The 25,670-nt window shown below is 65.4% G+C and carries 27 protein-coding genes and 1 other RNA gene; 9 read left to right on the top strand and 19 right to left on the bottom strand.

What is annotated here, in order from left to right:
- Nucleotides 1–66: 66 nt before the first annotated feature.
- The 3 genes from ACFPO9_RS04545 to ACFPO9_RS04535 are packed head-to-tail and all read right to left on the bottom strand — an operon-like array spanning nucleotide 67 to nucleotide 3,608.
- On the bottom strand, nucleotides 67–513 hold the full coding sequence (locus ACFPO9_RS04545) for a hypothetical protein (protein ID WP_379767735.1): 447 nt from the start codon (nucleotides 511–513) through the stop codon (nucleotides 67–69).
- A gap of 49 nt (nucleotides 514–562) precedes the next feature.
- The gene (locus ACFPO9_RS04540; RefSeq protein WP_379767733.1) at nucleotides 563–1,864 is read right to left on the bottom strand and encodes an ABC transporter ATP-binding protein; all 1,302 of its coding nucleotides are present in this window, start codon (nucleotides 1,862–1,864) and stop codon (nucleotides 563–565) included.
- Nucleotides 1,865–1,874: 10 nt separating this feature from the next.
- Nucleotides 1,875–3,608, bottom strand: a complete 1,734-nt coding sequence (locus ACFPO9_RS04535) for an ABC transporter permease (protein WP_379767730.1) — start codon at nucleotides 3,606–3,608, stop codon at nucleotides 1,875–1,877.
- Nucleotides 3,609–4,032: 424 nt separating this feature from the next.
- Here ACFPO9_RS04535 and ACFPO9_RS04530 point away from each other — a divergent pair, with 424 nt between their 5' ends.
- Nucleotides 4,033–4,410, top strand: a complete 378-nt coding sequence (locus ACFPO9_RS04530) for a type VI secretion system tube protein Hcp (protein WP_379767727.1) — start codon at nucleotides 4,033–4,035, stop codon at nucleotides 4,408–4,410.
- Between the two features lie 369 nt (nucleotides 4,411–4,779).
- On the opposite strand, the gene ACFPO9_RS04525 is transcribed toward ACFPO9_RS04530, so the two are convergent.
- Together ACFPO9_RS04525 and ACFPO9_RS04520 are read right to left on the bottom strand one after the other, a co-directional pair.
- Complete coding sequence (locus tag ACFPO9_RS04525; protein ID WP_379767723.1) at nucleotides 4,780–5,199, bottom strand: hypothetical protein; 420 nt, start codon at nucleotides 5,197–5,199, stop codon at nucleotides 4,780–4,782.
- Between the two features lie 59 nt (nucleotides 5,200–5,258).
- The gene (locus ACFPO9_RS04520; RefSeq protein ID WP_379767720.1) at nucleotides 5,259–6,392 is read right to left on the bottom strand and encodes an FAD-dependent oxidoreductase; all 1,134 of its coding nucleotides are present in this window, start codon (nucleotides 6,390–6,392) and stop codon (nucleotides 5,259–5,261) included.
- 79 nt (nucleotides 6,393–6,471) lie between these two features.
- On the opposite strand from ACFPO9_RS04520, the gene ACFPO9_RS04515 reads away from it, so the two are divergent.
- Nucleotides 6,472–7,143, top strand: coding sequence for a TetR/AcrR family transcriptional regulator (locus ACFPO9_RS04515; RefSeq protein WP_379767717.1), 672 nt, complete (start codon nucleotides 6,472–6,474; stop codon nucleotides 7,141–7,143).
- A gap of 78 nt (nucleotides 7,144–7,221) precedes the next feature.
- Here ACFPO9_RS04515 and groL read toward each other — a convergent pair whose 3' ends face one another.
- Together groL and groES are read right to left on the bottom strand one after the other, a co-directional pair.
- A complete protein-coding gene (gene groL / locus ACFPO9_RS04510) occupies nucleotides 7,222–8,868 on the bottom strand; it encodes a chaperonin GroEL (RefSeq protein ID WP_379767714.1) in 1,647 nt (548 codons plus the stop codon).
- A 38-nt stretch (nucleotides 8,869–8,906) separates the two neighbouring features.
- Entirely contained in the window at nucleotides 8,907–9,197 is a 291-nt protein-coding gene (gene groES, locus ACFPO9_RS04505) for a co-chaperone GroES (RefSeq protein ID WP_052233260.1), read from the bottom strand.
- 287 nt (nucleotides 9,198–9,484) lie between these two features.
- Between groES and ACFPO9_RS04500 the strand changes: the two genes are divergently transcribed.
- The 5 genes from ACFPO9_RS04500 to ACFPO9_RS04480 all read left to right on the top strand — a co-directional run bounded on the left by ACFPO9_RS04500 (nucleotide 9,485) and on the right by ACFPO9_RS04480 (nucleotide 11,762).
- The gene (locus tag ACFPO9_RS04500) at nucleotides 9,485–9,745 is read left to right on the top strand and encodes a hypothetical protein (RefSeq protein ID WP_379767711.1); all 261 of its coding nucleotides are present in this window, start codon (nucleotides 9,485–9,487) and stop codon (nucleotides 9,743–9,745) included.
- The gene (locus ACFPO9_RS04495) at nucleotides 9,742–10,053 is read left to right on the top strand and encodes a cell division protein ZapA (RefSeq protein ID WP_230019878.1); all 312 of its coding nucleotides are present in this window, start codon (nucleotides 9,742–9,744) and stop codon (nucleotides 10,051–10,053) included. Before ACFPO9_RS04500 ends, ACFPO9_RS04495 begins: the two co-directional genes overlap by 4 nt.
- A 44-nt stretch (nucleotides 10,054–10,097) precedes the next feature.
- A non-coding RNA gene (ssrS, locus tag ACFPO9_RS04490) (6S RNA) lies at nucleotides 10,098–10,279 on the top strand.
- Nucleotides 10,280–10,346: 67 nt separating this feature from the next.
- Entirely contained in the window at nucleotides 10,347–10,811 is a 465-nt protein-coding gene (locus ACFPO9_RS04485) for an EVE domain-containing protein (protein ID WP_379767708.1), read from the top strand.
- A 78-nt stretch (nucleotides 10,812–10,889) separates the two neighbouring features.
- On the top strand, nucleotides 10,890–11,762 hold the full coding sequence (locus ACFPO9_RS04480) for a PhzF family phenazine biosynthesis protein (RefSeq protein WP_379767705.1): 873 nt from the start codon (nucleotides 10,890–10,892) through the stop codon (nucleotides 11,760–11,762).
- Here ACFPO9_RS04480 and ACFPO9_RS04475 read toward each other — a convergent pair whose 3' ends face one another.
- The 6 genes from ACFPO9_RS04475 to ACFPO9_RS04450 form a co-directional block, all read right to left on the bottom strand.
- On the bottom strand, nucleotides 11,763–12,641 hold the full coding sequence (locus ACFPO9_RS04475; RefSeq protein ID WP_379767702.1) for a LysR family transcriptional regulator: 879 nt from the start codon (nucleotides 12,639–12,641) through the stop codon (nucleotides 11,763–11,765).
- An 18-nt stretch (nucleotides 12,642–12,659) separates the two neighbouring features.
- A complete protein-coding gene (locus ACFPO9_RS04470) occupies nucleotides 12,660–12,884 on the bottom strand; it encodes a hypothetical protein (protein ID WP_379767699.1) in 225 nt (74 codons plus the stop codon).
- Between the two features lie 87 nt (nucleotides 12,885–12,971).
- Nucleotides 12,972–14,048, bottom strand: coding sequence for a serine hydrolase domain-containing protein (locus tag ACFPO9_RS04465; RefSeq protein WP_379767696.1), 1,077 nt, complete (start codon nucleotides 14,046–14,048; stop codon nucleotides 12,972–12,974).
- Nucleotides 14,049–14,064: 16 nt separating this feature from the next.
- Nucleotides 14,065–14,886 (bottom strand): prolipoprotein diacylglyceryl transferase, encoded by an 822-nt coding sequence (gene lgt / locus ACFPO9_RS04460; protein WP_379767693.1) that lies wholly within the window; start codon nucleotides 14,884–14,886, stop codon nucleotides 14,065–14,067.
- A gap of 2 nt (nucleotides 14,887–14,888) precedes the next feature.
- Complete coding sequence (locus ACFPO9_RS04455) at nucleotides 14,889–15,773, bottom strand: LysR family transcriptional regulator (protein ID WP_379767690.1); 885 nt, start codon at nucleotides 15,771–15,773, stop codon at nucleotides 14,889–14,891.
- 85 nt (nucleotides 15,774–15,858) lie between these two features.
- Complete coding sequence (locus tag ACFPO9_RS04450; RefSeq protein ID WP_379767687.1) at nucleotides 15,859–16,083, bottom strand: TIGR04438 family Trp-rich protein; 225 nt, start codon at nucleotides 16,081–16,083, stop codon at nucleotides 15,859–15,861.
- Nucleotides 16,084–16,224: 141 nt separating this feature from the next.
- Between ACFPO9_RS04450 and ACFPO9_RS04445 the strand changes: the two genes are divergently transcribed.
- A complete protein-coding gene (locus tag ACFPO9_RS04445) occupies nucleotides 16,225–16,533 on the top strand; it encodes a c-type cytochrome (RefSeq protein WP_230019888.1) in 309 nt (102 codons plus the stop codon).
- A gap of 71 nt (nucleotides 16,534–16,604) precedes the next feature.
- On the opposite strand, the gene ACFPO9_RS04440 is transcribed toward ACFPO9_RS04445, so the two are convergent.
- From ACFPO9_RS04440 to folD, 6 genes are all read right to left on the bottom strand, one after another.
- Nucleotides 16,605–17,747, bottom strand: a complete 1,143-nt coding sequence (locus tag ACFPO9_RS04440; RefSeq protein WP_379767684.1) for a branched-chain amino acid ABC transporter substrate-binding protein — start codon at nucleotides 17,745–17,747, stop codon at nucleotides 16,605–16,607.
- 134 nt (nucleotides 17,748–17,881) lie between these two features.
- Nucleotides 17,882–18,367 carry a hypothetical protein gene (locus tag ACFPO9_RS04435; RefSeq protein ID WP_379767682.1) on the bottom strand — a complete coding sequence of 162 codons (486 nt, stop codon included), beginning with the start codon at nucleotides 18,365–18,367 and terminating at the stop codon, nucleotides 17,882–17,884.
- Nucleotides 18,364–18,789, bottom strand: coding sequence for a DNA polymerase III subunit chi (locus tag ACFPO9_RS04430; protein WP_379767679.1), 426 nt, complete (start codon nucleotides 18,787–18,789; stop codon nucleotides 18,364–18,366). The genes ACFPO9_RS04435 and ACFPO9_RS04430 overlap by 4 nt, the downstream gene beginning before the upstream one ends.
- A gap of 14 nt (nucleotides 18,790–18,803) precedes the next feature.
- Nucleotides 18,804–19,436: a DUF4124 domain-containing protein gene (locus ACFPO9_RS04425; RefSeq protein ID WP_379767676.1), complete on the bottom strand. Its 633-nt coding sequence runs from the start codon at nucleotides 19,434–19,436 to the stop codon at nucleotides 18,804–18,806.
- 82 nt (nucleotides 19,437–19,518) lie between these two features.
- Complete coding sequence (locus tag ACFPO9_RS04420) at nucleotides 19,519–21,603, bottom strand: M3 family metallopeptidase (RefSeq protein WP_379767673.1); 2,085 nt, start codon at nucleotides 21,601–21,603, stop codon at nucleotides 19,519–19,521.
- A gap of 20 nt (nucleotides 21,604–21,623) precedes the next feature.
- Nucleotides 21,624–22,532: a bifunctional methylenetetrahydrofolate dehydrogenase/methenyltetrahydrofolate cyclohydrolase FolD gene (gene folD / locus ACFPO9_RS04415; protein ID WP_379767670.1), complete on the bottom strand. Its 909-nt coding sequence runs from the start codon at nucleotides 22,530–22,532 to the stop codon at nucleotides 21,624–21,626.
- A gap of 427 nt (nucleotides 22,533–22,959) precedes the next feature.
- Here folD and aceE point away from each other — a divergent pair, with 427 nt between their 5' ends.
- Nucleotides 22,960–25,656: a pyruvate dehydrogenase (acetyl-transferring), homodimeric type gene (gene aceE / locus ACFPO9_RS04410; RefSeq protein ID WP_379767667.1), complete on the top strand. Its 2,697-nt coding sequence runs from the start codon at nucleotides 22,960–22,962 to the stop codon at nucleotides 25,654–25,656.
- Nucleotides 25,657–25,670: the final 14 nt, after the last annotated feature.

Raw genomic sequence — 25,670 nt, 5'->3', positions numbered from 1 at the left:
ACTTTGGCACATCTGATGCCGTTTCGGGTGGGGGCGTCCATCCCATTGCGAAGGCGGGGACCCAAGTTAATTGGACTTTAATTCCACGCGCTTGATATTCCGCCGCCACTCAGCCAGCGACTGCAGCGTATCGCTTTCCGCATCCTCGACCAGGATTTCCTCGCCGGTCTTCGCGACCAGGAAGCTGGCGCGGCGGTGCACGTTCTGCTTGCGGTTTTCCACGAAGCTGAGCTGGTAGTAGGGCTTGCCCTCGATCACGCGCGGCGTCGGATCGTCCTCGATCACGGCGCCGTGCACCTTGCCGCGCGAATCCTTTTCGATCTGCGCCGACCATGCCTTCAGCTCGGGCACCGCCATCAGCTCGGCGATGGCCTGGTCGCGCGTGCGCGCCGGCGCGGCGGGCGCTTCGACGGCGGCCGGCTTGGGCGGCGGCGGTGCTTCGCGCTTGCAGGCGGCAAGGGCGCAGAGGGCGAGGGCGGTGGCGCCGAGCAGGCGGGCAGGATGGATAGGCATTCAGTCAGTTTACACCCAGCATAGTCCCACAGCAACTTATCGCCGCGTCTCAAGCCTGTTCGTCCTCCGGCAGCTTCAGGCGCTTCAAGTGGAAGTCGTACTCGTACAATTCGCCGTAGCGGCCCCACTCCACGGCGATGCCCAGCGTGCGCCGGGCGCGGTTTTCCTTCATGCCCACTTCCAGCAGCTCGATGAAGGGTTCTTCGGACAGCGTGCCGCCGCTGCTTTCCGCCAGCGCGGTGCGGATGCGCCCCGCCAGCGGCACGTGGGCCAGCACCTGGCGGCCGAAGATTTCCTGGCGTTCGGCCTGCTGCGCAGTGGCGTAGCGCTTGCCGAGCGGCGTGAGCATGATGTCGCCGCTCTCGACCTGGGCCAGGCCCAGCATCGCCAGCGCTTCGAAGGTCGGGAACAGTTCTTCGTCGGGCAGCTCGGCTTCCTCGGCCAGTTGCGGCAGGTCGGCGCGGCCGTCGAAGGGCGGCTCGGCAACCAGGTCGAGCACGGCCTCGATGCGCTCGACGTCGGTATCGGGCAGGCCGAAGTCCGGCTGCGGCGCCGGCACGCCGGCCGGCACGGCGGGCGCCGCGCGTCGCGTCGTCATCAGTCCGTAGACCTCGTCGATCAGGGCCCGCACCCGCGCGCTGTCGGCGTCGCGCGGCCGCGGCAGGTCGACCCTGACTTCGCTGACGATACGTCCTGGGTCGCTGGACAGGATGATGATGCGGTCCGCCATCATCACCGCTTCTTCGATGTTGTGCGACACGACCACGATGCCGCGGGTCGGAATCTGCTTGCCGTCCCACAGCGCCAGGATGTCGTTGCGCAGGGTCTCGCCGGTCAGCACGTCGAGTGCGGAAAAGGCTTCGTCCATCAGCAGCACGTCCGGATTGGTGACCAGCGCGCGCGCGATGCCGACGCGCTGGCGCATGCCACCCGAGAGTTCGCGCGGCAGGGCGCCGCCGAAGCCGGCCAGGCCGATCAGTTCGAGCACGGCGTCGGCGCGGCGCTCGCGTTCCGCCGGCGCCACGCCCTGCGCCTCGAGGCCGAGCTCCACGTTCTGCTGCACCGTCAGCCAGGGAAAGAGCGCGAAGGACTGGAACACCATGGCCACGCCGGGCGCCGGGCCGGCGATGGCGCGGCCGGCATAGTCGGCCTTGCCGCCGTCGGCCGGCACCAGGCCGGCCATGATGCGCAGCAGGGTCGACTTGCCGGAGCCCGACTTGCCGAGCAGCGCCACGATCTCGCCCTGGCGCAGCGTGAAGTCGACGCCGTCGAGAATGCGGCGCGGCGCGCCGTCGGCGCTGGTGAAGGACTTGCCGACCGCTTCCAGCCGGATCAGGATGTCTTGTGTCATGTTGCTTTCCTCAGATTTCACGGTGTCCGGCCAGCACGTACAGCTTGCGCCAGAAGAAGCGGTTCAACAGCATCACGAAGATGCACATGATGCCGATGCCGAGGGCGATCCGGTGGAAGTCGCCGGCGTCGGTCATCTGCTTGATATAGCTGCCCAGCCCCTGGGCGGCGAGGGTGGTCTTGCCCCAGGTGACATACTCGGCCACGATGCTGGCGTTCCAGGAACCGCCGCTGGCCGTGATCGCCCCGGTCACGTAGGCCGGGAACACCGCCGGCAGGTACACCCGCTTCCAGCGCAGCCAGCCTTGCAGTCCCAGGTTGTCCGCCGCCAGCCGCAGCTCGGTCGGAATGGTCGACGCGCCGGCCACCACATTGAACAGGATGTACCACTGGGTGCCGAACACCATCAGGGGGCTGAGCCAGATGTTCGGGTTCAGGTGCAGGCTCACCATCAGGAACACGACCAGCGGGAACATCAGGTTGACCGGGAAGGCGGCCAGGAACTGCGCCACCGCCTGCACCCGCTGCGAGTAGCGCGGCCGCAGCCCGATCCACACCGCGACCGGCACCCAGAACAGCGAGGCCAGCCCGATCAGCAGCATGACCCGGGTCAGGGTCGCCAGGCCGAGCAGGACCACGTGCCCGGCTTCGCTCCAGCCGACCACGCTGTGCACGTAGACGATCAGGCGCAGCGTGGCGGCCAGCACCACGATGGCGAGGCCGATGTCCCACAGGCGCGGCAGCGCGCGCTGCCAGCGGCCGGGCGCACGCGCGGGCGCGGCGGGGCGTCCGGCCGTGCCGAACCAGCCAAGGGTGGCGCGCATGGCGGCCCAGAAGCGGTCCGCCAGCCGGCTCACCCAGCGGCTGCGGCGCCCCCAGTCCAGCAGCCAGGAACGCTGCGCGGTCTCGCCCTGCGACTCCTCGAAACGGAACTTGTCGGCCCAGGCCAGCAGCGGGCGGAAGAACAGCTGGTCGTACAGGATGATCCCGGCCAGCATGGCGACGATGGCCCAGGCCACCGCACGCCCGTTTTCCTGCTCGATGGCGACGGCGATGAAGGCGCCGATGCCGGGCAGCTTGATGTCCTGGCCGGACACGGAAATCGCCTCGGCCGCCACCAGGAAGAACCAGCCGCCGGACATCGACATCATCATGTTCCACAGCAGTGACGGCATCGCGTAGGGCAGTTCCAGTCGCCAGAAGCGCTGCCAGCCGGACAGGCAGAAGACCCGCGCCGCCTCGTTCAATTCGTCGGGGACGGTGCGCATCGACTGGTACAGGCTGAACGCCATGTTCCAGGCTTGCGAAGTAAAAATCGCGAAGACCGCCGCGCACTCCACGCCCAGCAGGCTGCCGGGAAACAGGGCGATGAAGGGCGCGATCGCGATCGCCTGGAAGCCGAGAATCGGCACCGACTGCAGGATGTCGAGCAGCGGAATCAGGATCTTCTCGGCGGCGCGGTACTTGGCGGCGACGGCCGCGAACACGAAGCTGAACAGCAGCGAACAGCCGAGCGCCATGAACATGCGCAGGATGGTGCGCAGCAGGTAATACGGCAGCTGGACCACGTCCAGTGAGATCGGCGTCGGCTGCCCCAGCACGAAGGGGCGCGCCATCTGCATGGCGCCATAGGCCGCGGCGGCCAATACGGCCAGCACCAGGGGCAGCAGGAACCAGTCCCAGCGGTTGAAGCCGCGCTCGCCGCGGCCGGCGGCCATCTGGCGGCCATTGAAAAACTCGAACATTCACTTTCCTTGCGAAGACTGCGCCGTCGGGATGCGCACGGCCGCAAGCCGGCGCGGCCAGCAGCGATGGCTGGCCTGCAATGCATGTGTTGCTGGAACGTGAATGCGCCGAAAGGGGCGGCGTAGAAAAGATACCATCATCCGCGGCAGGATGACGGCAGGAGACGGGGAGCCTGCGTTATCTTGCCGAGAATGCGCCAGGGTCGGACTGGCAACAACTATCGCTCGAACAAGTGCCCATGGATGGACCCAAAAAATGAAAACAGCGCAAGTTTAATTGCCTGTTCGACAGAGCGTCAATCAAAACCGTCGTCAGATCGAAACGCCTGTTGGATTGTGTCTCCTCAACCTACGGCAGAGGCTGCTAAGCAAGAATCGCCGATGCACTCAACCACGAGGAGATCGGAAATGGCAGCTGACGCATATGCAGATCGATGGCATCAAGGGCGAATCGGCCGACTCGGGCCATCAGGGCTGGATCGAATTGACTTCGGCCCATTGGGGTGTAACGCAGCCCAGAAGTTCTTCTGTCTCTACCGCCGGAGGCCACACCGTGGGCCACCTGGAGAATGTGATGCTGTCGCATATGGACCAGGTGATGCGTGAGGGCGGAGGGATCGTTCTGGACGAGATCGGCCTGTGTTTTTCGAAGGTGAAGTGGTCGAGCGAGAGTGGCAGGCCATGTGTGACCGGAAATTCGGGATCGGAAACATCAGCCTTGCCAATGGGATCAAGTCCGAGCACGCCACTCACAGGAAGGGCATTGAGATGGACATTCGCCCTGTGCGGAAAGACCATATAACCGGCCAAGCTGCGCGCTGTTCGTACAGGGATGTGATCTACGACCGAGAAGCCACGGTCAAGCTGGTCCGTCTGTTTTTGCAGCACCTGCTGGTGAAAGTCATCTATTTCAACGACAAGGAGCTGCGCGCGATCGTTGGCAGTCCACACGTAGTGCCTTGGCCAAAACATGATGATCACCTTCATGTTGGACTTTGGGAGCGCTCATAGCCTCGGCGATTCGGTTCCGCCAACGGCGAAGGACCGGAAGGTGTCGATGGGCACCTCACCTGTATTTGGGATAAGGCCGATGGATACTCTTGCTATTTTGGTCTCGATGTACCAACCGGCAAGAGTACCTATGGGTCGATCTGCTAAGCGCTGCCGGGGATCACTGAAACATCAACCCGTGCTGCCGGCACCAAGCCTCCAGCGCGGCACGGGTTTCCCTCTCCCGGAAACCGTACCAGGCATCCAGCAATCCACGCTCCTCAAGCAGGCGGGAGAAGCGGTCGTAAGGATCCTGGCGCGCAAAGATATCCTGCAGCCGCTGCTGGTCGCCCTGCAGATGGCCTATGCCGAAGCGCCGCATCAGCTCGCGCCCCAGGCCGAGTTCGCTGGCGGCCGGCACCGGGACATAGTTGCCGCCCGCTTCGATATCGCCCGGCAGCGGCGCCTCCTCGTCCATGTACTCGTCGTTGAGCAGGTGGATCATGCCGCTGTCGCGCGCAACGAGCGCGTGGGCGCTGCCTGCGCCGTCCTCGACCAGGATCGCCGCGTTTTCCAGTTCGTCCAGTTTAATGGCGGGCATGGCAGGCTCCAGGCGGAATGGGGGACCCAGTATGCGGCAAAGCGGCGTCCTCCGGCGCCTCATTCGCCGGCCCGTCCCGTGTTGAACATGTCGAGCATGCTCTGCGGCGCGCCATCGCCCAGGCAGGCATGCAGCAAGGCTTCCGCGTCCACGGCCGCCGCGGCGCTGCGTGCGAACATCCGTTCTTCGTAGGCGGCGAGCGCGGCTTCGGTATCGCCGACACGCGCCACGATGGCTTGCGCCAGGTCGGCGCCGTCGATCATCGCAAGGTTGGCGCCTTCGCCGGACGGCGGCATCAAGTGGGCGGCGTCGCCGAGCAGGGTGACGCCGGGCACGCGTTCCCAGCGGTGCCCGCCCGGCAGGGCGTGCAATGGTCGCGGCACGGGCGCCGAGTCGGCATCGAGGATGAGCGCCCGCAGCGCCGGCGCCCACCCTTCGAACTCCGCGGCGACCCGCGCCAGGGCGCTGTCCTTGTCGGCGAAGTCGATTTCGGCGATCCATGTTTCGGGCCGGTTCAGGGCAACGTAGGTATGCAGCACGCCGCCCGGCTCGCGGTGCGCAAAGATCGCCTTGCCGGGCGAGGGCACGAACAGCGAACCGCCGCCGACCGCCTGCGCGCTGGCCCGGTGGCGTACGTCGCTGTCGGCCAGCCAGGTTTCGACGTAGACAGTGCCGGTGTAGACCGGCTTTTCCTTCGATACGAGCGGGCGCACCTTCGACCACGCGCCATCCGCGCCCACCAGCAGATCCGCCTCGGCGCTGCTGCCATCGGCGAAACGCAGCTTGTGCCTCCCGCCACCGAGCGCGTCGACCGTCGCAAGCTTGCGGCCCCACTGGATGGCACCTTCGGGGAGGGAGTCGAGCAGGAGCCTGCGCAGGTCGCCGCGCAGGATTTCGGGACGGCGGCCGTGGCCGTCGTCGGCTTCCTCCATCAGCACCGCGCCGTCGCGGTCCAGCATGCGCATCGTCTCGGCGCCGGGTTGGACCAGCGCCAGGAAGGCCTCGTATAAGCCGGCGGCTCGCAGCGCCAGTTGCCCGTCGTGTTCGTGAATGTCCAGCATACCGCCCTGGGTGCGCGCATCCGGCGCTGCATCCGCCTCATACACCGTCGCGGCAATACCGTGGAGGTGCAGGACCCGCGCCAGCACCAGGCCGCCGAGGCCGGCGCCGGCGATTGCGATCGAAGTTGTCATCTTTTATTTCCTCATCTATTTAATGGAACGTTGTTCCACTGTATTATTGGAACGGTATTCCATTCATGTCAAGAAGAGTATGGTGAAGAACACACGCCGCACCCAGCGCGGCGAGGCATCGCTGTCGCGCGAGCGCATCGTCGAGGCGGCGATCGCGTTGCTGGATGAACACGGGGAAAGCGGACTGACCTTTCGCGCGCTGTCGGAAGAATTGGCGACGGGCGCCGGCGCGATCTACTGGCATGTGGCGAACAAAGGCGAATTGTTGAGCGCCGCCTGCGACGCGATGGTGGCCCGTGCGATGGATGCGGCCGTCACCGCCGCGCCGCCGCGGGAGACCGTCCGCATCCTCGGCCTGGGCCTGTTCGATGCGATCGACGCGCATCCTTGGGTGGGGGCGGAACTTGCGCGCTCGCCGATGAAGATGCCGATGGTGCGCATCCTCGAAGCGATCGGCCGGCAGATGCGGACCTTTGGCGTGGCCGAGCAGGAACTCTGGCTGGCGGCATCGTCTCTGCTGAACTTCATCCTGGGCGTGGCCGGGCAGAATGCGGCCAACTCGGAATATGCGCGCGCGCAGGGCCTGGTCCGGGCCAGCTTTTTCGATGCGGTGTCGAGCGCCTGGTCCGCACTCGACGAGGATGCCTTTCCCTTCGTGCGCAGCATGATCGTTCCTATGCGCGAGCACGACGACCGCGCCGATTTCCTCGCAGGGATCGACCTGATCCTGGACGGCATCGCGGCGCGCTGAAAGCAAAAAAGCCCGCGGGGCGCAAACCCCGCGGGCCTTACTTTACTACTCGGTTGGCTGGAAAGCCGTCCGGCTTGATTACATCATGCCGTCCATGCCCATGCCGCCCATGCCGCCCATGCCGCCGCCCATGCCGCCGGCCGGCTTGTCTTCGGCGATGTCCGAGACCATGCAGTCGGTGGTCAGCATCAGGCCGGCGATCGAGGCTGCGTTCTGCAGCGCCGAGCGGGTGACCTTGGCCGGATCCAGCACGCCCATTTCGACCATGTCGCCGTAGGTGCCGTTGGCGGCGTTGTAGCCGTAGTTGCCGGTGCCGGCCAGGACGGCCGAGACGACGACCGACGGCTCTTCGCCGGCGTTCTGGACGATCATGCGCAGCGGCTCTTCCATGGCGCGCAGGACGATCTTGATGCCTGCGTCCTGGTCAGGGTTGTCGCCTTTGACCTGGATTGCAGCGCGGGCGCGCAGCAGGGCCACGCCGCCGCCAGGAACGATGCCTTCTTCGACGGCAGCGCGGGTGGCGTGCAGCGCGTCTTCCACGCGTGCTTTCTTCTCTTTCATTTCGACTTCGGTGGCAGCGCCAACCTTGATCACGGCAACGCCGCCGGCCAGTTTGGCCACGCGCTCTTGCAGTTTTTCGCGGTCGTAGTCCGAGGTCGCTTCCTCGATCTGGACGCGGATCATCTTGACGCGTGCCTCGATGCCTTCAGCGGCGCCGGCGCCATCGATGATGATGGTGTTTTCCTTGCCGACTTCGATGCGCTTCGCCTGGCCCAGTTCGTTCAGGGTGACTTTTTCCAGGGTCAGGCCGACTTCTTCGGCGATGACCTGGCCACCGGTCAGGATGGCGATGTCTTCCAGCATGGCCTTGCGGCGGTCGCCGAAGCCCGGGGCCTTGACGGCGACGGTCTTCAGGATGCCACGGATGTTGTTGACCACCAGGGTCGCCAACGCTTCGCCGTCGATGTCTTCGGCGACGATGACCAGCGGACGGCCGGCCTTGGCGACTTGCTCCAGCACCGGCAGCAGGTCACGGATGTTCGAGATCTTCTTGTCGCACAGCAGGACGAACGGGTTCTCGTGAACGGCAACCTGCTTGTCCGGGTTGTTGATGAAGTAAGGCGACAGGTAGCCGCGGTCGAACTGCATGCCTTCGACGATGTCCAGTTCGTCATTCAGCGACTTGCCGTCTTCGACGGTGATGACGCCTTCCTTGCCGACTTTTTCCATCGCTTCGGCGATGCGCTCGCCAACGGATGCATCCGAGTTGGCCGAGATGGTACCGACCTGGGCGATCTCTTTCGAGGTGGTGGTCGGCTTGGCGATCTTCTTCAGTTCTTCGACGGTGGCGGCGACGGCCTTGTCGATGCCGCGCTTCAGGTCCATCGGGTTCATGCCGGCGGCAACGAACTTCATGCCTTCGCGCACGATGGCTTGTGCCAGCACGGTCGCGGTGGTGGTGCCGTCACCGGCGTTGTCGCTGGTCTTCGAAGCGACTTCCTTGACCATCTGCGCGCCCATGTTCATGAGCTTGTCTTTCAGCTCGATCTCTTTCGCGACCGAGACGCCGTCCTTGGTGACGGTCGGGGCGCCGAACGAACGGTCCAGCACCACGTTGCGGCCTTTCGGGCCCAGGGTGACTTTGACTGCATTGGCCAGGATGTTCACACCCTCAACCATCTTGGCGCGTGCCACATCGCCGAAAATTACGTCTTTAGCTGCCATTTTCTTAGTTCTCCGTATTCAGGAAAGTGTTGGACTGATTACTGGGCCACGACGGCCATGATGTCTTCTTCGCGCATGACCAGCAGTTCCTCGCCGTTGACCTTGACGGTCTGGCCCGAGTACTTGCCGAACAGGACGCGGTCGCCGACTTTCACTTCCAGCGGACGGACGTTGCCGTTTTCTTGCACTTTGCCGTTGCCCACGGCGAGAATCTCACCCTGGTCCGGTTTCTCGGCCGCTGCATCGGGGATGATCAGGCCGGACGCAGTTTTGGTTTCCTGGTCGAGACGCTTCACGATCACGCGATCGTGCAATGGGCGAAGGTTCATGCAAAACTCCTTTGTGTGTTGATTGACTGTTCGTTTGAAAACCGCCCCGGTTTCGGCGGCGGGTAAGGGGCTGTTAGCACTCCTCACTAACGAGTGCTAATTATAGGGACGATAATGGGGCATTTCAAGCGGCCATGTTGGCGATTCGGCAGACTTTTTTGTGGTTTCGCAAACTGACGGCCTGGCCTGGCGCAAGAAAGCGCCGAAGCCTACCACCCATTTTTTAAATCCTGCGCACGGAACGCATCCTGTTGACGAAGAATCGCTCCCGCTCCTATAGTGTTGGGATGATTTCCGAATTCCAAGAACTGTCCGATAAAATCGATCGGCTCGCCCAGCTGACCCAGTCGCTGCGTAGCGAGAACTACCTGTTGCGCCAGGCCAACGCCCTGCTGAGCGCCGAAAACCTCGATTTCAAGCACCGGCTGCTGCAGGCCCAGCAAAGAGTCGAAGCGATGCTGGTCCAGCTCGAACCGGCCGGTGCCGATGAGGATGGCGCCGGCGACGACGCATCCGCCAATCCCGACGACGCCGAGGCCGCACGATGATCCACCTGGACGTATTGATCATGGGCCAGGCCTACCGCCTGGCTTGCCGCGAGGGCGAGCAGCAGACGCTGCGCGAAGCCGTGCATTACCTCGACACCAAGATGTGTGCGCTGCGCGACTCGGGCAAGGTGAAGGGCACCGACCGCATCGCCGTCATGGCCGCGCTGTCGGTGACCGCCGAATTCCTGTCCGTGAAGTCGCCGCAAGGCCCGCTCGGGGACCAGTCCATGTTGGAAGTCAAGCAGAAACTGGAAGCCATGCATTCGGTGTTGGATCAGGCTCTGGCGCCGCAAGAAAATCTCGCCTGAGCCGGAATTCGTTTGACATGGCAGTTCATCGTAGTAAACTGCCGTCTACCCTGCGGTGTTCGAGATTTGCCATATATTCCTTGAACCATTCATTCGCATAGGTTGCGGGATATGCTTGGTGGGCGTGATCGTCACTAGTTTGACGAACCCGAAATTGAGCTGACTGTGACCACCTTGAGCCGCTTAGGTTCGGGATGCCGGCAAAAACGGCACAGGCGGGGCATAATTCGGAGCGGCTGCGTACTCGATGCGCAGCCGCTTTTTTATTGTCCGCGTTTTATGGAGCGAAGCGCATGCGCTACTGGTTGATGAAATCCGAACCCGATGAAGTCAGTATCGACGACGTGGCGGCCGCCAGGAATAAAACGGTCGCCTGGTTCGGCGTTCGCAACTACCAGGCCCGCAATTTCATGCGCGAGATGCGGCCCGGCGACCAGGCCTTCTTCTACCACTCCAGCTGCGCCAACATCGGCATTGCCGGCGTCGTGGAAATCGTCGGCGACGCCTATCCGGACGCCACCCAGTTCGACGCCGCCAGCCCCTATTTCGATGCAAAGGCCACGCCGGCGACCCCGCGCTGGGACAGCGTCGACATCCGCCACCTGCGCACCACGCGCCTGGTGCCGCTCGCCGAACTGCGCAGCCATCCGGAACTCGAAGGCATGCGCCTGCTGGCGAAGGGCAGCCGCCTGTCGGTCACGCCGGTGGAGCCGGCGGAATGGCGCTTCATCGAACAACGGCTCCTTCAGGAATCCTGAGGGCAGGCCGCAAAACCTGATTGGACGCGCCCGCGTGGCGTCCCGTAGAGTAGCTGCTCCCTCAACAAAGGAGCAGTCATGGCAGCTATCGTCAACATCGTGAACGCCTTCGTCGACGGCGGCCGCGGCGGCAATCCGGCCGGCGTCGTGCTCGACGCCGACGGCCTGTCCGCGCAGCAGAAGCAGGCCATCGCCAGGCTGGCCGGCCTGTCCGAAACCGCCTTCGTCTCGGCCTCGAAGATGGCCGGCTTCAAGCTCGAATTCTTCACCCCCAGCCGCCAGATCGCCCACTGCGGCCACGCCACCATCGCCAGCTTCGCGCTGCTGTCCCAGCGCGGGCTGGTAAGCGGTCCCGAGTCTTCCAAGGAGACCATCGACGGTAAGCGCCGCATCGTGCTGCGCGGCGAGCAGGCCTTCATGGAGCAGCGCGCCCCCACCTACGTCGACGAGGCGGATTTTCCGCCGGACGTGACGGGCGCCCGCATCCTCGCCAGCCTGGGGCTCGGTCCCGCGGACGTCCTGACTTCGCCTTGCGTGGTCGGCACCGGCAACCGTTTCGTGCTGGTGCATGCGCGCTCGAGCGCGGTGCTCGCCGCGCTGGCGCCCGACATGGGCGAGATCGCGCTTGTGAGCGAAGCCTTCGGCGCGGTGGGCTACTACGTCTTCGCCACCGGCGACGGCGAGTTCGCAGCCACCGCCCGCATGTTCGGTCCGGCCTACGGCATCGAAGAGGAAGCCGCGACCGGCATGGCCGCCGGGCCGCTGGCCTGCTACCTGTACGACCGCCTGGGCGTTCGCGAAGCCTCGATGCAGATCCGGCAGGGCGCATTCATGCGCGAGCCTTCGCCCTCGCGCATCGCGGTCGAACTGCGGCTGGAGGAAGGGCGCATCGCCGGCCTGTACGCCGGCGGCAGCGCCAGGGTTGTCAGCGCCTTGAACGTGGTCGTGTAGTCAGTCTTGCCAGGCACGCTGCACTGCACGCCGGGCGACACGCAGCAGGCTCGGTTTGGCGGGATCGATGGCGCTCGCGAAATGCACGCCGGCGTCCACCGTCAGGCCGTCCAGCGTGCGCACGGCATCCGCGGCGCCGGGCTTTTCCAGCAGGTCGCGGCGGATCAGCGAGAGGCCGGTTTCCTGGCCCACCAGTTCGAGCAGCAGGCTTTCGTCGTCGGTGCGGATGGCGGGCGCAAAGGGGAGGCCGTGCTTCGCGAACAGCGCCGTCGTCAGGCGGAAGAAGGAGCAGTCGTCGGAGGTGCCGATCCAGGGCAGGGCGAGGGCGCCGGCCAGGCCGCCTGCTTCGACGCGGTCACGCCAGGCGGCCGGGTAGCCGACCGCGAACTCGGCGCGCCGCAGCAGGGTCGCGTCGAACGCCATGCCGTCCAGATTGCCCTCGACGAAGCCGGCGTCGAACACGCCGTCCTCGATGTTCTTCAGCACCGCGCCCGACGTCGTCTGCACCAGCGACAGCACCACATGGGGCGCGGCTTCGCGCATGTGGCGCAGGAAGGCCGGCAGGCGCAGGAAGGCCGGATCGTTGACGGTGCCGATCACCAGCTCGCCGGCCACTTCGCCGTTCAGGGTATTGGCTTCGTCGCGGATCGCGTCCACCGCGTGCAGGGCGCGCTTGGCATGGCCGAACACCGCCTCGCCGGCGGCGGTCAGCTGCATGCCCTTGGCGTGGCGGTCGAACAGGCGCACGCGCAGCTCCTCTTCGAGCTGCTTGATGTGGGCGCTGATCGCCGGCTGGCTCAGGTGCAGCAGTTCCGCTGCGCGGGCGACGGTGCCGCAGCGGGCGATGGTGACCAATGACTTCAGCTGGTGGATGTCCATCCGCCTATTTTATTCGCTTCAGCAGGCGCCTGACAGCGTGTCGCGCCGGATGCGCAAACGGGTATGCGGCGGCCGGATGCCGGCGCACATGCCCCAGGCTGCGGCCCAGCGCAGCGCCTGGTCGGTGGCGGCGCCGAACGGACGCGCCGCGGCGGCCCGCCTCAGGGCGGTCGACATGCGCTGCATCGCGTACAGCTTTCTGGGTGAGATGGCGGGCTTCATGGGACCACGATAGATTCCCATGCGGTCACGAACAGTGCTCCATCTAACCCATGGAGCGCATCGGGATGCTGCCAGCGGACGGCCTCCCAGGCGCTTGCAGGAGAACGCCTAGTGCGCCTGTAAGAGTTCGTCCAGCAGGGCTTCCGCCAGCTTGTTCTGGTCGGACTGGTCGATGTCCGTGTTGTTGAGCAGGACCACCGCGGCGCCGTCCGCCGGGGCATACACCAGCAGGGTCTTGTAGCCGCCGATGACGCCGCCATTCCAGATCACCCTGCGTTTCGCTGCGCCGCTGCCGATGTCGCGGACCCTGCCGCCCAGCGCATAGTTTTCTTCTGCATGCTGCACGGTGAGCAGTTCGGCGCGCGACTTGCCCGACAACAGATCGCCCGCATACACGGCGTCGGCGATCGCGACCAGGTCGGCAGCGGTGCTGTAGACCGTGCCGCTGGCGGCGACCATGGGCGGCATCGCGCTCATCTTGCGCTTCGATTTTTCCTTGTCGTAGGCGAGGGCGGCCTGCGGCATGGACGTCCAGGCATCGTTGGCGAAGCCGGTGTCGCGCACGCCGGCTGGCTGCAGCACCAGCGTCTTTATAGCCTGCTGGAAGTCCAGGCCAGTCAGCTTTTCCACGATGGCGCCGACCAGCACCCAGTTGGTAAACGAGTAGTCGAATTTCGTACCTGGCTCGAAGCCTGGGGCGCCGGCGCCGTAACGCAGCGCGCCCTGGGATGGCGTGAGCTTCGAGTTTTCGGTAGCGGCGCGGTCCTGCTTCAGCGCCTGCGCCAGGCCGTTCGGGATACCGCTGGTGTTCGACAGCAGGTGCCGCACGGTGACGCGGCCGCTTTCGCGCGGCAGCTCGGGGAGGTAGAAGGTGATCGGCTTGTCGAGGTCGACGCGGCCCTGGTCCACGAGGCGCAGCACCGCCACCGTGGTGATCCACTTGGAGATCGAGCCGACCAGGAAGCGCGTGTGCGCTTCGTTGGCGAGCGGCTGCTCGATGCGGGCCTGGCCCTGGGCGGTGACGACCTGCATGGAGCCGCGCGCGGGCCGCAGAAGCAGCACGCCGTCCTGCAGCGCGCTCTTGAACTTGCCGACGGCGAGCTCGCCGGCCTTGTCCTGCGGCGGCGTACCGGCGCAGCCGCCCAGTGCCAGGACGGCGGCGGCGATCAGGAGGCGGCGGCGCATGCGTCGTCGCTGTTATTTATGCGTGAACGGCGCGCGTGCCGTTTCCCTTGCGGGAGTAGGCCCAGCCCAGCATCAGCAGGCCGGCCACGATCATCGGCAGCGACAAGACCTGGCCGGAGGTGATCGGCAGGCCGAGGAAGGTCGTTTCCCAGTCCGGCACGCGGAAGTACTCGGTGAAGAATCGCGCGCAGCCGTACAGCAGGGTGTAGAGGGCGCCGACCGCCAGGCGCGGGCGCGGCTTGCGGGCGAACAGCCACATGATCACGAAGCAAAGGACGCCGTCGACCAGCATCTGGTACAGCGGCGACGGGTGGACCAGGTGGTCGGTGATGCCCGGCCACTGCATGGCCCAGGGCAGGGACGGATCGGCCATGCGGCCCGGCAGCTCGTGGTTGATGAAGTTGCCGAGGCGTCCGCAGGCATAGCCGATCGGGACCATCGGCGCGATGAAGTCATACACGTCGAGCAGGTTGCGCTTGCGCTTGCGGGCCCACAGCGCCATCGCCACCAGCACGCCGATGAAGCCGCCGTGGTAGGACATGCCGCCCTGCCAGGTCTTGAAGATGTCGATCGGGTGTGCGGCAAAGTGGGCCGGCTGGTAGAACAGCACCTCGCCCAGGCGCCCGCCGATCACCACGCCGAGCATCCCGTAGAACAGCATGTCGTCGAGGTCCTCTTTGGTCCAGCCCTGGGCCTGGATGTGCGGCTGGGTCTTGATGCGCACGCGGCCGAGGATGATGAAGAGGGCGAAGGCGATGACGTACATGATGCCGTACCAGTGGATGGGTACGGGACCGATGTTGAAGGCGACGGGGTCCCAGTTTGGGTGGACGAGCATGGTCAGTGATTCCTCAGTAGTTCCAGAAAGCCCTGCAGCACGGGCGACGGATTGTCGCGGCGCCAGGCGATGCCGGTCTCGACCAGTGGGGTCGGGTCCGCGAGGGCACGGTATTCTACGCCGGGCCGCATCAACTTAGACACGGATTGTGGCACAAGTGCCAAGCCCATGCCGCCGGACACCAGGCTGACGATGGTCTGCATCTGGATCGCCAGCTGGCCGATGACGGGCGTGATGCCGGCCGCGCGGAAGCAGGACAGGATGGCGTCGTGCAGGGCCGGCGAGATATCGCGCGGGAAGACGATCAGGGGGAGGCGGGGCAGGTCCTGCAGGCGGACAGGGTCGCTTGTGGTGAGGCCCGTGGGGGCGCACAGGATCAGGGGCTCCTCGAGCACCTTCATGTAATCGAGTGCGTCCAGCGCCTTGTCGGGCAGCGGCGGGATCAGGAGGCCGGCGTCGATGCGGCCGCGCAGCAGTTCCTCGGCCTGCACGTCGGAGGTCGCCTCCAGCAGGTTCAGGTGCACGTCCGGGTAGCGCTCGCTGTAGCGGCGCAGGAAGGAGGGCAGCACGCTGTAGTCGCAGGAGGTGACGAAGGCCAGGGCGAGGCGACCAGCCTCGCCGGCGGCCGCCCTTCGCGCCAGTTCCGGCAGCGCATCGGCCTCGAGCAGCAGGCGCCGCGCCTCGGGCAGCAGGGCGCTGCCGGCCGGCGCCAGCTCGACGGTGCGCCGGTTACGCACGAACAGCGGCGCACCCAGCAAATCCTCCAGCGCCGCGATCGCCTGCGACAGCGGCGGCTGCGTCATATGCAGCCGCGCCGCCGCCCGCCCGAAATGCAACTCCTCGGCGACGGTAACGAAGTAGCGCAGCTGGCGCAGTTCCAGGTTCATGTGATATGGACAATTTCCTAAAACCGGGGTCAGACCCCGAATTTTGGCAATTTCCCAAAATCGGGGTCTGACCCCGGTTTGAGGTTTATTTACGTTTGTCGAAGGTTTGCTTGACGCGGGCTTTTCGGCGCAGTTCGTCTTCTTTGTGGGCTTTCTTTTTGTCGAGGCCGAGCATCTTTTCGATGAACTCGAACCAGATGAAGGCCAGCACCGCCAGGGCGACGATCCACCACCAGGAGAGTTGGGCGAATTTCCAGACTTCGAAGAAGCGCAGCGCGACCAGGGCGACGAGCAGGAGGATGAGGGGCATGATGGGATCCTTTTTCAGCAGCAACAATCCTACCATTTGGTCAACCGAAATGTGTATCAGCCGTTACGGTATGTATCCCCGGCCCCTACACATGGGAAACAGGATAGAATTTGCACAGGATTAAACTTTGGAGAGTACGGAATGAAACGGTCCCTGATGATCTTGATGGCGGTCTCCGCCCTGGTGTCGACCAGCGCCTTCGCGCAGGCGGACCTGGCCAAGGCCAAGAACTGCATGGCGTGCCACGCTATCGGCAACAAGCTGGTCGGCCCGGCCTACAAGGACGTCGCCGCGAAATACGCGGGTCAGAAGGGCGCCGAGGACAAGCTGGTGGCCAAGGTCATGAAGGGCGGTTCGGGCGTATGGGGTCCGGTGCCGATGCCGGCCAATCCGCAGGTGAGCGAGGCCGAAGCCCGCAGCCTGGTGAAGTGGGTACTGTCGCAGAAATAATCCGCCTCGGCTCCTCAACGGAAAAGCGCCCCAGGAACAGGGCGCTTTTTTCATGCGCGGTCCAGACAGGCTTAACGCACCACGTCGAGCTTGGTCCGCTTCCCGCCCTTGTAGGTGAACAGGGTCAGCGCGCCGTCCTTGATGTCGCCCGCCTGGTCGAACTGGATGGTGCCGGTCACGCCCTCGTACTTGATCGCCTTCAGCGCCGGCAGGTATTTCGCGGGATCCGCCGACTTCGCATTCTGCATCGCGGTCGCCATCACCATCACCGAGTCGTACACGTAAGGCGCGTACAGCTGCACGTCCTGGTTGAACTTCTTCTTGTAGCGCGCGCGGAAGTCGTCCATCACCTTCTCCTGCGGACCCTTGACGCCGCCGGCTTCGGCGCAGTAGACCTTGCCCTCGCCGAGGCCGTCGCCGGCCAGGCGGCCCAGCGCTTCGGTGCACATGCCGTCGCCGCCCATGAAGGTGGCCGGGATGCCCAGCGCCTTGACCTGCTTGAGCATCGGCCCGGCCACCGAGTCCATACCGCCGAAGAAGATCAGGTCGGGCTTCTTGGCCTTGATCGAGGTGAGGATGGCGGTGTAGTCGGTCGCCTTGTCGTTGGTGAATTCGCGGCCCGTCACCTTCATGCCGGCGGCCTTGGCGCCCTTCACGAATTCGTCGGCCACGCCCTGTCCGTAGGTGGTGCGGTCGTCGATGACGGCGATGTTCTTCACCTTCAGCGTGTCGGCCGCATACCTGGCCAGCGTGCCGCCCAGCTTGGCGTCGCTGGCGACCACGCGGAAGGCGCCCGGGAAGCGCTGGCGGGTATAGGCCGGCGCGGTGGTGGCCGGCGAGATCTGGACGATGCCGGCATCGTTGTAGATTTTCGAGGCCGGCACCGTGGTGCCCGAATTCAGGTGGCCGATCACGCCGTTGACCTTGGCGTCGACCAGCTTCTGCGCCACCGCCGTTCCCTGCTTGGGATCGGCGCCGTCGTCTTCCGAGATCAGCTGCAGCGTGACCTTCTGGCCGTTGATGGTGAAGGGCTTGGCGTTGAGTTCGTCGATCGCCATGCGCGCCGCATTCTCGTTGTCCTTGCCGAGGTGGGCGCTGGGGCCGGAGATCGGCGCCACGTGGCCGATCTTGACGACTTGCTGGGCCCAGGCGGAGCCGGCGAAGGCCAGCGCGACGGCGGCCGGGATCAGGGTGAATTTCATAGTGACCTGCATGTCCTCTCCAGATGATTGCGTTCATACGCCGGGAAAAGGTACATCACTGTCCGCGCTTGGTAAAGCAAAAGCTGGGGCACGCACAGGGCCGGTGCAACACCGCCCCGCGGCGGGTCAAACAAGGCGGGAAACGCTCAGGATTGGCGCGCGATCAGATGCGCCAGTTCCTGCTGCACGGCGCGCGCGACGACGTGCTCGATCGACTGCTGCAGGGCCGAGCGCAGCTCCACGCCGAGCCGCTCGGCCACGTGGTCGAGCACCACCGCCATCTGGTCGCGCACCTGGTCTTCCAGCACCACGTCGATGCGCGGCTGCAGGCGGTCCAGCACGCGCGTGACCAGGCGCTCTTCCAGCGCGCGCCAGGCTTCGTCGTCGAGGGCCGCGGACTGCGCCGGGGCGGCTTCAGCCGCCGCCCGTTCGGGCAGCGCGTCCAGCACGGGAATCGCCTCGAGTTCCTCCGCGACCGGCGCATCGGCTGCCGCATCGGCGGGCGGCGCGTCCTCCGCAACGGCGTCCGCAGCGCTCGACGGCACGCCCGGCACGATCGCCGGCACCGGCGCCTTGTCGGCCACCACCTCGGTCAGCACCGGGATCTCGTCGAAGGATGGGGTATCGGTCATGACTGGCCTGCGACGAAATGGGTCAGCGGGTATGCCTGCTTGCGATAGGCGACGTAGCGGGCGCGCCCGGCGGCGGCGTCTTCCTCGTCGGTCGAGATGATCTCGAACACGCGCGCGAACTGGTCGAAGCCTTCCGGCGTGCGGCGCGTCAGGTTGACCAGCATGTCGTGGTGGGGCAGGGCGGCGCGCTCGTCGAAGGTGACGATCACCGGCGTCTCCGGCGCCAGCGGGTCGCCGGCCATCACGTGCGGCACGAAATCGGTGCCGGACAGGGTCCACAGCGCTTCGTTCAACTGGTCGGCCTGGTCGCTGGTCTCGGCCAGCAGCACGACCTTGCCGCGCGCGGCATAGGCCTTGCGCGCCAGCCGGCATGCGTAACCGAGCTTGTCGGGGATATTGGTATGGAAGTCGATCCGGGTCATGGGCGTGCTATGCGTCAAAATTGAAAACCGGGCGGCGCATTGCGCGGCTTTTGCGCCGGACGGCGCGGCTGCTGTTCCGCGGCTTGCGAAGCGGCGTCGGCGTCATCGTTGGCCGGCGGCGCGTTCTTCGCGCGCGCGGGCGGCGCCGGCACCTCGGCGGTGGCGGTGGCCGCTGCCTGGGGCGCCGCGTACTGGTAGCCGCGCGGCAGCTGGGCCGAGCGCGGATAGGCCGCCGCGTTCAGCGCATCCTGCCAGGCGGCGTCCTGGAAGCCGGCCAGCTTGCGGCTGCCGACCAGCAGCAGCGGCAGTTCCAGCTTGCCGGTGAGCTGGCGCAGCTGTTCCTTGTCTTCGTCGTTGTCGACGGTCTTTTCGGTGAAGGGGACGCCGCGTGCGCGCAGCAGCGCACGGCCCTGGTCGCAGCCGGCGCAAGCCGTTTGCGTGGTGGTGTACAGGGTGACCGGGCTGGCCTTGACGGCGCGCGCCAGTTCGTAGGGCAGGGGCGCCTGCGCCGGCCCGCCCGCGGAAGGCGCCTTGATCCGGCTGGCCTTCTGCGACGGCGGTGGCGGGGTATCGGTGTAATGGACCGTGCCATGGGCATCGGTCCATTTATACATCTGGGAGAAAGCAGGCAGGCACACAAGCAGCATCCATCCCGGCAGCATCCGCCACCCGCGCCCTGCGCCGCTCTTGTCCCGCCCATTCCTCATCACTCGCTCCAAATGCAGGCTGTCAGGCCGCCTGCATACCGTTGTGGCGCAGCAGCGCGTCGATCTGCGGTTCGCGGCCGCGGAAGGCCTTGAACGATTCCAGCGCCGGACGCGAGCCGCCCACCGACAGGATCTCGCGATGGAAGCGCTTGCCGGTCTCGTCCAGCGCACCGCCGCCCGCCTCCACCGCTTCTTCGAAAGCCGCATAGGCATCGGCCGACAGCACCTCCGCCCACTTGTAGCTATAGTAACCCGCTGCATAGCCGCCGGCAAAGATATGGCCGAAGCTGTGCTGGAAGCGGTTGAACGAAGGCGGAATCAGCACCGAGAACCTGGTGCGCACTTCGTCGACCAGATCCTGCACCGTCTTCTGGCTGTTCGGGTCGAAGTCGTAGTGCAGGTGCATGTCGATCAGCGAGAACTCGACCTGGCGCAGGGTCTGCATCCCGGACTGGAAGTTCTTCGCCGCCAGCATCTTCTCGTAGAGTTCCCTGGGCAGCGGCTCGCCGGTCTTCACGTGCGCCGTCATGCCCTGCAGGACATCCCACTCCCAGCAGAAGTTCTCCATGAACTGGGACGGCAGCTCGACCGCATCCCATTCCACGCCGGAGATGCCGGACACCGAGAGCTCGTCGACTTCGGTCAGCATGTGGTGCAGGCCGTGACCGAACTCGTGGAACAGGGTCGTCACTTCGTCGTGCGTGAACAGGGACGGCTGCAGCTGGCCATCGACGGTGGCGGGCGGCGTGAAGTTGCAGGTCAGGTAGGCGATCGGGGTCTGCACGATGCCGCCCGTGGTCAGCCTGCGGCCGCGCGCGTCGTCCATCCACGCGCCCTGGCCCTTGCCCGGACGCGCATACAGGTCCAGGTAGAACTGGCCGATCATCTGGCCGTCGCGCTCGATGCGATAAAAACGTACGTCCGGATGCCAGACCGGCGCCTGGTCCGGCGCGATGCTCACATTGAACAGCTTCGAAATCACGCCGAACAGGCCGGCCACGACCTTGGGCTCGGGGAAGTACTCCTTCACTTCCTGGGCCGAGAAGGCATAGCGCTGCTCGCGCAGCTTTTCGGAGGCGTAGGTGGCGTCCCAGGCCTGCATCTCTTCGATGCCCAGTTCATCCTTCGCGAAGGCGCGCAGCTCGGCCAGGTCTTTCTCGGCATACGGGCGGGCGCGGCGGGCCAGGTCTTCGAGGAACGCGATCACGTGCTCCGGGCTCTCGGCCATCTTCGGCTCCAGCGAGACGTCGGCGAAGCTGCGGAAGTCGAGCAGCTTGGCTTCTTCGTCGCGCAGCTTCAGCAGCTGGGCGATGTTACTCGTGTTGTCCCATTTCTCGACTTCCGAGAACACGGCGCCCATCTCGGAAGCCTTGGTGGCGTTGGCGCGGTAGATTTTTTCGCGCAGCGCGCGGCTATCGGCGAACTGCAGCACCGGGAAGTAGGACGGGAAGTGCAGCGAGAACTGCCAGCCGGACTTGCCATCGCGCTCGGCGGCGGCGCGGGCGGCGGCCTTCGCATCTTCCGGCAGGCCGGCCAGCTCGGCTTCGTCTTCGACCAGCAGCTTGAAGTCGTTGGTCGCGTCCAGCACGTTTTCCGAGAAGCGGGTCGACAGCGCGGCCTGCTGCTCCTGGATCTCGGCGAAGCGCTCTTTCTGCTGTTCGGGCAGTTCGGCGCCGCCCAGGCGGAAGTCGCGCAGGGCGTTCTCGACGATGCGCCTGCGCGCCGGGCTCAGGGTGGCGAATTCGGTGCTGCCGCGCAGCTGCTTGTACTTGCCGAACAGCGCCTCGTTCTGGCCCAGCTCGGTCCAGAACTCGGTCACCTTCGGCTGGTTCTCGTTGTAGACGGCGCGCAGCTCGGGCGTGTCCATCACGTGGTTCAGGTGGTTGATCACGCCCCAGGCGCGGCCCAGGCGTTCGGTCGACTCCTCGAGCGGGACCACGAAGCCGTCCCAGCTGACGCTGTCACTTGGCGCTTCCAGCTGCTGGACCACGCCGCGCGCATCGGCGATCAGCTGCTCGATCGCCGGCGTCACGTGTTCCGGCTTGATCAGGTCGAAGCGGGGCAGGCTTGTGAAGTCGAGGAGGGGATTGCTGGTGGTATCGCTCATCGTGGTATTCCTTCCAGGGTTCAAACCAGGCCGGGCTTCGGATCCATTCCCTGCGCCTGGCCAGGCTGTGCTTCATTTTTCGGGAGCCCGCGTTCCGCGGACTCGAGGGTATTCATCAACAGCATGGTAATCGTCATCGGGCCGACCCCGCCCGGGACCGGCGTAATGTGCGCGGCCACCTCGCTGACGCTGGCGAAATCGACGTCGCCGCACAGCTTGCCGTCGTCGTCGCGGTTGATGCCGACGTCGATCACGACCGCGCCCGGCTTGACCATGTCGCCGGTCAGGGTGTTGCGGCGGCCGACCGCGGCGACGACGACGTCGGCCTGGCGGGTGTGATAGCCCAGGTCCGGGGTCGCGCTATGGCATATGGTCACGGTGGCGTTCTGTTGCAAGAGCAGCAGGGCCATCGGCTTGCCGACCGTGTTCGAGCGGCCGATGACCACCGCATGCTTGCCGCGCAAGTCGATGCCGGTGGTCTCGATCAGCTTCATGCAGCCGTAGGGCGTGCAGGGACGGAAGCCCGGCAGGTTCGCGACCAGCTCGCCGGCCGACAGCACCGAATAGCCGTCGACGTCCTTGGTGGTGGCGATCGCCTCGATCACCTTCGACGGGTCGATGTGCCTGGGCAGCGGCATCTGCACCAGGATGCCGTGGATGCCCGGGTCGGCGTTCAGCGCGGCGATGCGGTCCAGCAGCGCCTGCTCCGCGAAATCCGCTTCGTACTTTTCCAGCACCGAATGGAAGCCGGCATCGCCGCAGGCCTTGACCTTGTTGCGCACGTAGACGTGGCTGGCCGGATCGTCGCCGACGATGATCACGGCCAGGCCGGGCTGGCGGCCCTGGGCGGTGAGTTCGGCGGCGCGGCGGGCGATGTCCGCGCGCAGTTGTTGGGAAAGTTTGACTCCGTCGATCAGTTGGGCGGGCATGGCGGGGCTCGGTCTGGACAAAAACGAAATTATACGTGCGCGTCCGGAATCGCGCGCCGCGCGGCTGCGTTCATTGTCATATTTATGGGTGTAGCTGCTCGGTTGCGTTTCCCTCGTCGTCCCCGCGAAGGCGAGGATCCAAGTTTGCCGGCGTTCCGGTAATGCGAACAAAACTTGGGTCCCCGCCTGCGCGGGGACGACGGTATGTTCGCGGGGACGACGGTATGTTCGCGGGGGCGACGTGCATCCTCGATGCATGGGCATTTTCCATATTATGAAATTGAATATCGTATTTTGAAAAATAAGTGCTCCACTGGTAGAATCGACAGGCTTTAATTTAGGGATAGTCTGTTAATACCTTATTCGCCACCAAACGTCCGGGCGATCTCGGGATCGGGTGGGGCACCACACTCAAGGAGACGTAGCAATGTCAGCTCAACTCGATCAGTTGACGGCCCAGGCCGCCAATGACCCGGATTCGCTCGAGACCAAGGAATGGCTCGACGCTCTCGAAGCAGTCATCGAATTCGAAGGCACCGATCGCGCCCACTACCTGCTGGAGCGCCTGGTCGACCTGGCCCGCCGCCGCGGCGCGCAGATGCCCTTCTCCAGCAATACCGCCTACGTCAACACCATCCCGGCACACCTCGAAGAGCACTGCCCGGGCAACCTCGAATATGAAGAGCGCCTGCGCTCGTGGATGCGCTGGAACGCCATGGCGATGGTCGTCAAGGCCAACCGCGCCGACGGCGACCTGGGCGGCCACCTGTCGTCCTTCGCCTCGCTGGCCAACGTGCTGGGCATCGGCTTCAACCACTTCTGGAAAGCGCCGAGCGAGAATCACGGCGGCGACCTGCTGTACATCCAGGGCCACTCCTCGCCGGGCGTCTACGCGCGCGCCTTCCTCGAAGGCCGCCTGACCGAAGAACAGCTGCTGAACTTCCGCCGCGAAGTCGACGGCAAGGGCCTGTCTTCCTACCCGCACCCGAAACTGATGCCGGGCTTCTGGCAGTTCCCGACCGTGTCGATGGGCCTGGGCCCGCTGATGGCGATCTACCAGGCGCGCTTCCTGAAGTACCTGCACGCCCGCAGCATCGCCGACACCGAAGCCCGTAAAGTCTGGGTCTTCTGCGGCGACGGCGAGATGGACGAGCCGGAATCGATGGGCGCGATCGGCATGGCCGCGCGCGAGAAGCTCGACAACCTGGTCATGGTCGTCAACTGCAACCTGCAGCGCCTGGACGGCCCGGTGCGCGGCAACGGCAAGATCATCCAGGAACTGGAAGCGGACTTCCGCGGCGCCGGCTGGAACGTCGTCAAGGTCATCTGGGGCCCGGGCTGGGACGCCCTGCTGGCCAAGGACAAGGACGGCATCCTGCAGCGCGTGATGATGGAAACCGTCGACGGCGAATACCAGAACTACAAGGCCAAGGACGGCGCCTACGTGCGCAAGCACTTCTTCGGCAAGCACCCCGAGCTGCTGAAGATGGTCGCCAACATGACCGACGACGACATCTGGCGCCTGACCCGCGGCGGCCACGATCCGCACAAGATCTACGCCGCCTTCAAGAACGCGCAAGAGAACAAGGGCTCGCCGACCGTCCTGCTGGTCAAGACCGTCAAGGGCTTCGGCATGGGCAAGTCCGGCGAAGCGCGCAACACCGCGCACCAGACCAAGAAGCTGGACGACGAAGCCATCCGCGAAATGCGCGACCGCTTCGCGATCCCGATCCCGGACGACAAGCTGGCCGAGATCCCCTTCTTCAAGCCGTCCGACGACGCGCCTGAAATCAAGTACCTGCACGAGCGCCGCGCGGCCCTCGGCGGCTACCTGCCGTCGCGCCGCGAGCAGGCCGACGAGAAGCTGGCCGTGCCGGCCCTGGAAACCTTCAAGGCCGTGCTGGAGCCGACCGCCGCCGGCCGCGAAATCTCGACCACCCAGGCCTATGTGCGCGTGATCACCGCGCTGCTGAAGGACAAGGAGATCGGCCAGCGCATCGTGCCGATCCTGGTCGACGAATCGCGTACCTTCGGCATGGAAGGCTTGTTCCGCCAGATCGGCATCTTCAACCAGCAGGGCCAGTTGTACGAGCCGGTCGACAAGGACCAGGTGATGTACTACCGCGAAGACAAGGCCGGCCAGATCCTCCAGGAAGGCATCAACGAAGCGGGCGGCATGTGCTCGTGGATCGCCGCGGCGACGTCCTACTCGTCGAACAACCGCGTGATGATCCCGTTCTACACCTTCTACTCGATGTTCGGCATGCAGCGCGTTGGCGACCTGGTCTGGCTGGCAGGCGACATCCGCGCCCGCGGCTTCCTGATGGGCGGCACCGCCGGCCGCACCACGCTGAACGGCGAGGGCCTGCAGCATGAGGACGGCCACAGCCACGTCATCGCGGCCACGGTCCCGAACTGCATTCCTTACGACCCGACCTACGGCCACGAAGTGGCGGTGATCATCCAGGACGGCCTGAAGCGCATGGTGGAGAAGCAGGAAGACGTCTTCTACTACATCACCATCATGAACGAGAACTACGAGCAGCCGGGCCTGAAGCCGGGTACCGAAGAGGGCATCCTCAAAGGTATGTACCTGCTCAAGGAAGGCGACCAGAACGCCGCCCACCGCGTCCAGCTGATGGGCTCCGGCACCATCCTGCGCGAGTCGGAATTCGCCGCCGAGCTGCTGAAGAACGACTGGAACGTGGCCGCCGACGTCTGGTCCTGCCCGTCGCTGACCCTGCTGGCCCGCGACGGCCAGGATGCCGACCGCTGGAACCTGACGCACCCGCTCGAGGCGCCGCGCCTGCCGTACGTGACCCAGCTGCTGAAGGACACGCAAGGCCCGATCGTCGCGACCACCGACTACATGCGCATGTTCGCCGAGCAGATCCGCGCCTACATCCCGAATGGCCGCACCTACAAGGTGCTGGGCACCGATGGCTTCGGCCGCTCGGATTCGCGCGTCAAGCTGCGCGAGTTCTTCGAGGTGAACCGCTACTACATCACGGTCGCCGCGCTGAAGTCCCTGGCCGAGGAAGGCAAGATCCCGGCGTCGGTGGTGCAGGACGCGATCGCGAAGTACGGCATCGATCCGAACAAGCCGAATCCTGTGACCCAGTAATGCTCGAGAAGCCG

Source organism: Massilia aerilata (genome assembly GCF_042656905.1).
GTDB classification, from domain to species: Bacteria; Pseudomonadota; Gammaproteobacteria; order Burkholderiales; family Burkholderiaceae_D; genus Telluria; species Telluria aerilata.
This window is presented reverse-complemented; position numbering and strand designations above follow the sequence as displayed.

Coding starts and splice junctions, on each gene's coding strand:
- ACFPO9_RS04545 (WP_379767735.1), bottom strand. CDS start 513: ATGCCTATCCATCCTGCCCGCCTGCTCGGCGCCACCGCCCTCGCCCTC.
- ACFPO9_RS04540 (WP_379767733.1), bottom strand. CDS start 1,864: ATGACACAAGACATCCTGATCCGGCTGGAAGCGGTCGGCAAGTCCTTC.
- ACFPO9_RS04535 (WP_379767730.1), bottom strand. CDS start 3,608: ATGTTCGAGTTTTTCAATGGCCGCCAGATGGCCGCCGGCCGCGGCGAG.
- ACFPO9_RS04530 (WP_379767727.1), top strand. CDS start 4,033: ATGCAGATCGATGGCATCAAGGGCGAATCGGCCGACTCGGGCCATCAG.
- ACFPO9_RS04525 (WP_379767723.1), bottom strand. CDS start 5,199: ATGCCCGCCATTAAACTGGACGAACTGGAAAACGCGGCGATCCTGGTC.
- ACFPO9_RS04520 (WP_379767720.1), bottom strand. CDS start 6,392: ATGACAACTTCGATCGCAATCGCCGGCGCCGGCCTCGGCGGCCTGGTG.
- ACFPO9_RS04515 (WP_379767717.1), top strand. CDS start 6,472: ATGGTGAAGAACACACGCCGCACCCAGCGCGGCGAGGCATCGCTGTCG.
- groL (WP_379767714.1), bottom strand. CDS start 8,868: ATGGCAGCTAAAGACGTAATTTTCGGCGATGTGGCACGCGCCAAGATG.
- groES (WP_052233260.1), bottom strand. CDS start 9,197: ATGAACCTTCGCCCATTGCACGATCGCGTGATCGTGAAGCGTCTCGAC.
- ACFPO9_RS04500 (WP_379767711.1), top strand. CDS start 9,485: ATGATTTCCGAATTCCAAGAACTGTCCGATAAAATCGATCGGCTCGCC.
- ACFPO9_RS04495 (WP_230019878.1), top strand. CDS start 9,742: ATGATCCACCTGGACGTATTGATCATGGGCCAGGCCTACCGCCTGGCT.
- ACFPO9_RS04485 (WP_379767708.1), top strand. CDS start 10,347: ATGCGCTACTGGTTGATGAAATCCGAACCCGATGAAGTCAGTATCGAC.
- ACFPO9_RS04480 (WP_379767705.1), top strand. CDS start 10,890: ATGGCAGCTATCGTCAACATCGTGAACGCCTTCGTCGACGGCGGCCGC.
- ACFPO9_RS04475 (WP_379767702.1), bottom strand. CDS start 12,641: ATGGACATCCACCAGCTGAAGTCATTGGTCACCATCGCCCGCTGCGGC.
- ACFPO9_RS04470 (WP_379767699.1), bottom strand. CDS start 12,884: ATGGGAATCTATCGTGGTCCCATGAAGCCCGCCATCTCACCCAGAAAG.
- ACFPO9_RS04465 (WP_379767696.1), bottom strand. CDS start 14,048: ATGCGCCGCCGCCTCCTGATCGCCGCCGCCGTCCTGGCACTGGGCGGC.
- lgt (WP_379767693.1), bottom strand. CDS start 14,886: ATGCTCGTCCACCCAAACTGGGACCCCGTCGCCTTCAACATCGGTCCC.
- ACFPO9_RS04455 (WP_379767690.1), bottom strand. CDS start 15,773: ATGAACCTGGAACTGCGCCAGCTGCGCTACTTCGTTACCGTCGCCGAG.
- ACFPO9_RS04450 (WP_379767687.1), bottom strand. CDS start 16,083: ATGCCCCTCATCCTCCTGCTCGTCGCCCTGGTCGCGCTGCGCTTCTTC.
- ACFPO9_RS04445 (WP_230019888.1), top strand. CDS start 16,225: ATGAAACGGTCCCTGATGATCTTGATGGCGGTCTCCGCCCTGGTGTCG.
- ACFPO9_RS04440 (WP_379767684.1), bottom strand. CDS start 17,747: ATGCAGGTCACTATGAAATTCACCCTGATCCCGGCCGCCGTCGCGCTG.
- ACFPO9_RS04435 (WP_379767682.1), bottom strand. CDS start 18,367: ATGACCGATACCCCATCCTTCGACGAGATCCCGGTGCTGACCGAGGTG.
- ACFPO9_RS04430 (WP_379767679.1), bottom strand. CDS start 18,789: ATGACCCGGATCGACTTCCATACCAATATCCCCGACAAGCTCGGTTAC.
- ACFPO9_RS04425 (WP_379767676.1), bottom strand. CDS start 19,436: ATGCTGCTTGTGTGCCTGCCTGCTTTCTCCCAGATGTATAAATGGACC.
- ACFPO9_RS04420 (WP_379767673.1), bottom strand. CDS start 21,603: ATGAGCGATACCACCAGCAATCCCCTCCTCGACTTCACAAGCCTGCCC.
- folD (WP_379767670.1), bottom strand. CDS start 22,532: ATGCCCGCCCAACTGATCGACGGAGTCAAACTTTCCCAACAACTGCGC.
- aceE (WP_379767667.1), top strand. CDS start 22,960: ATGTCAGCTCAACTCGATCAGTTGACGGCCCAGGCCGCCAATGACCCG.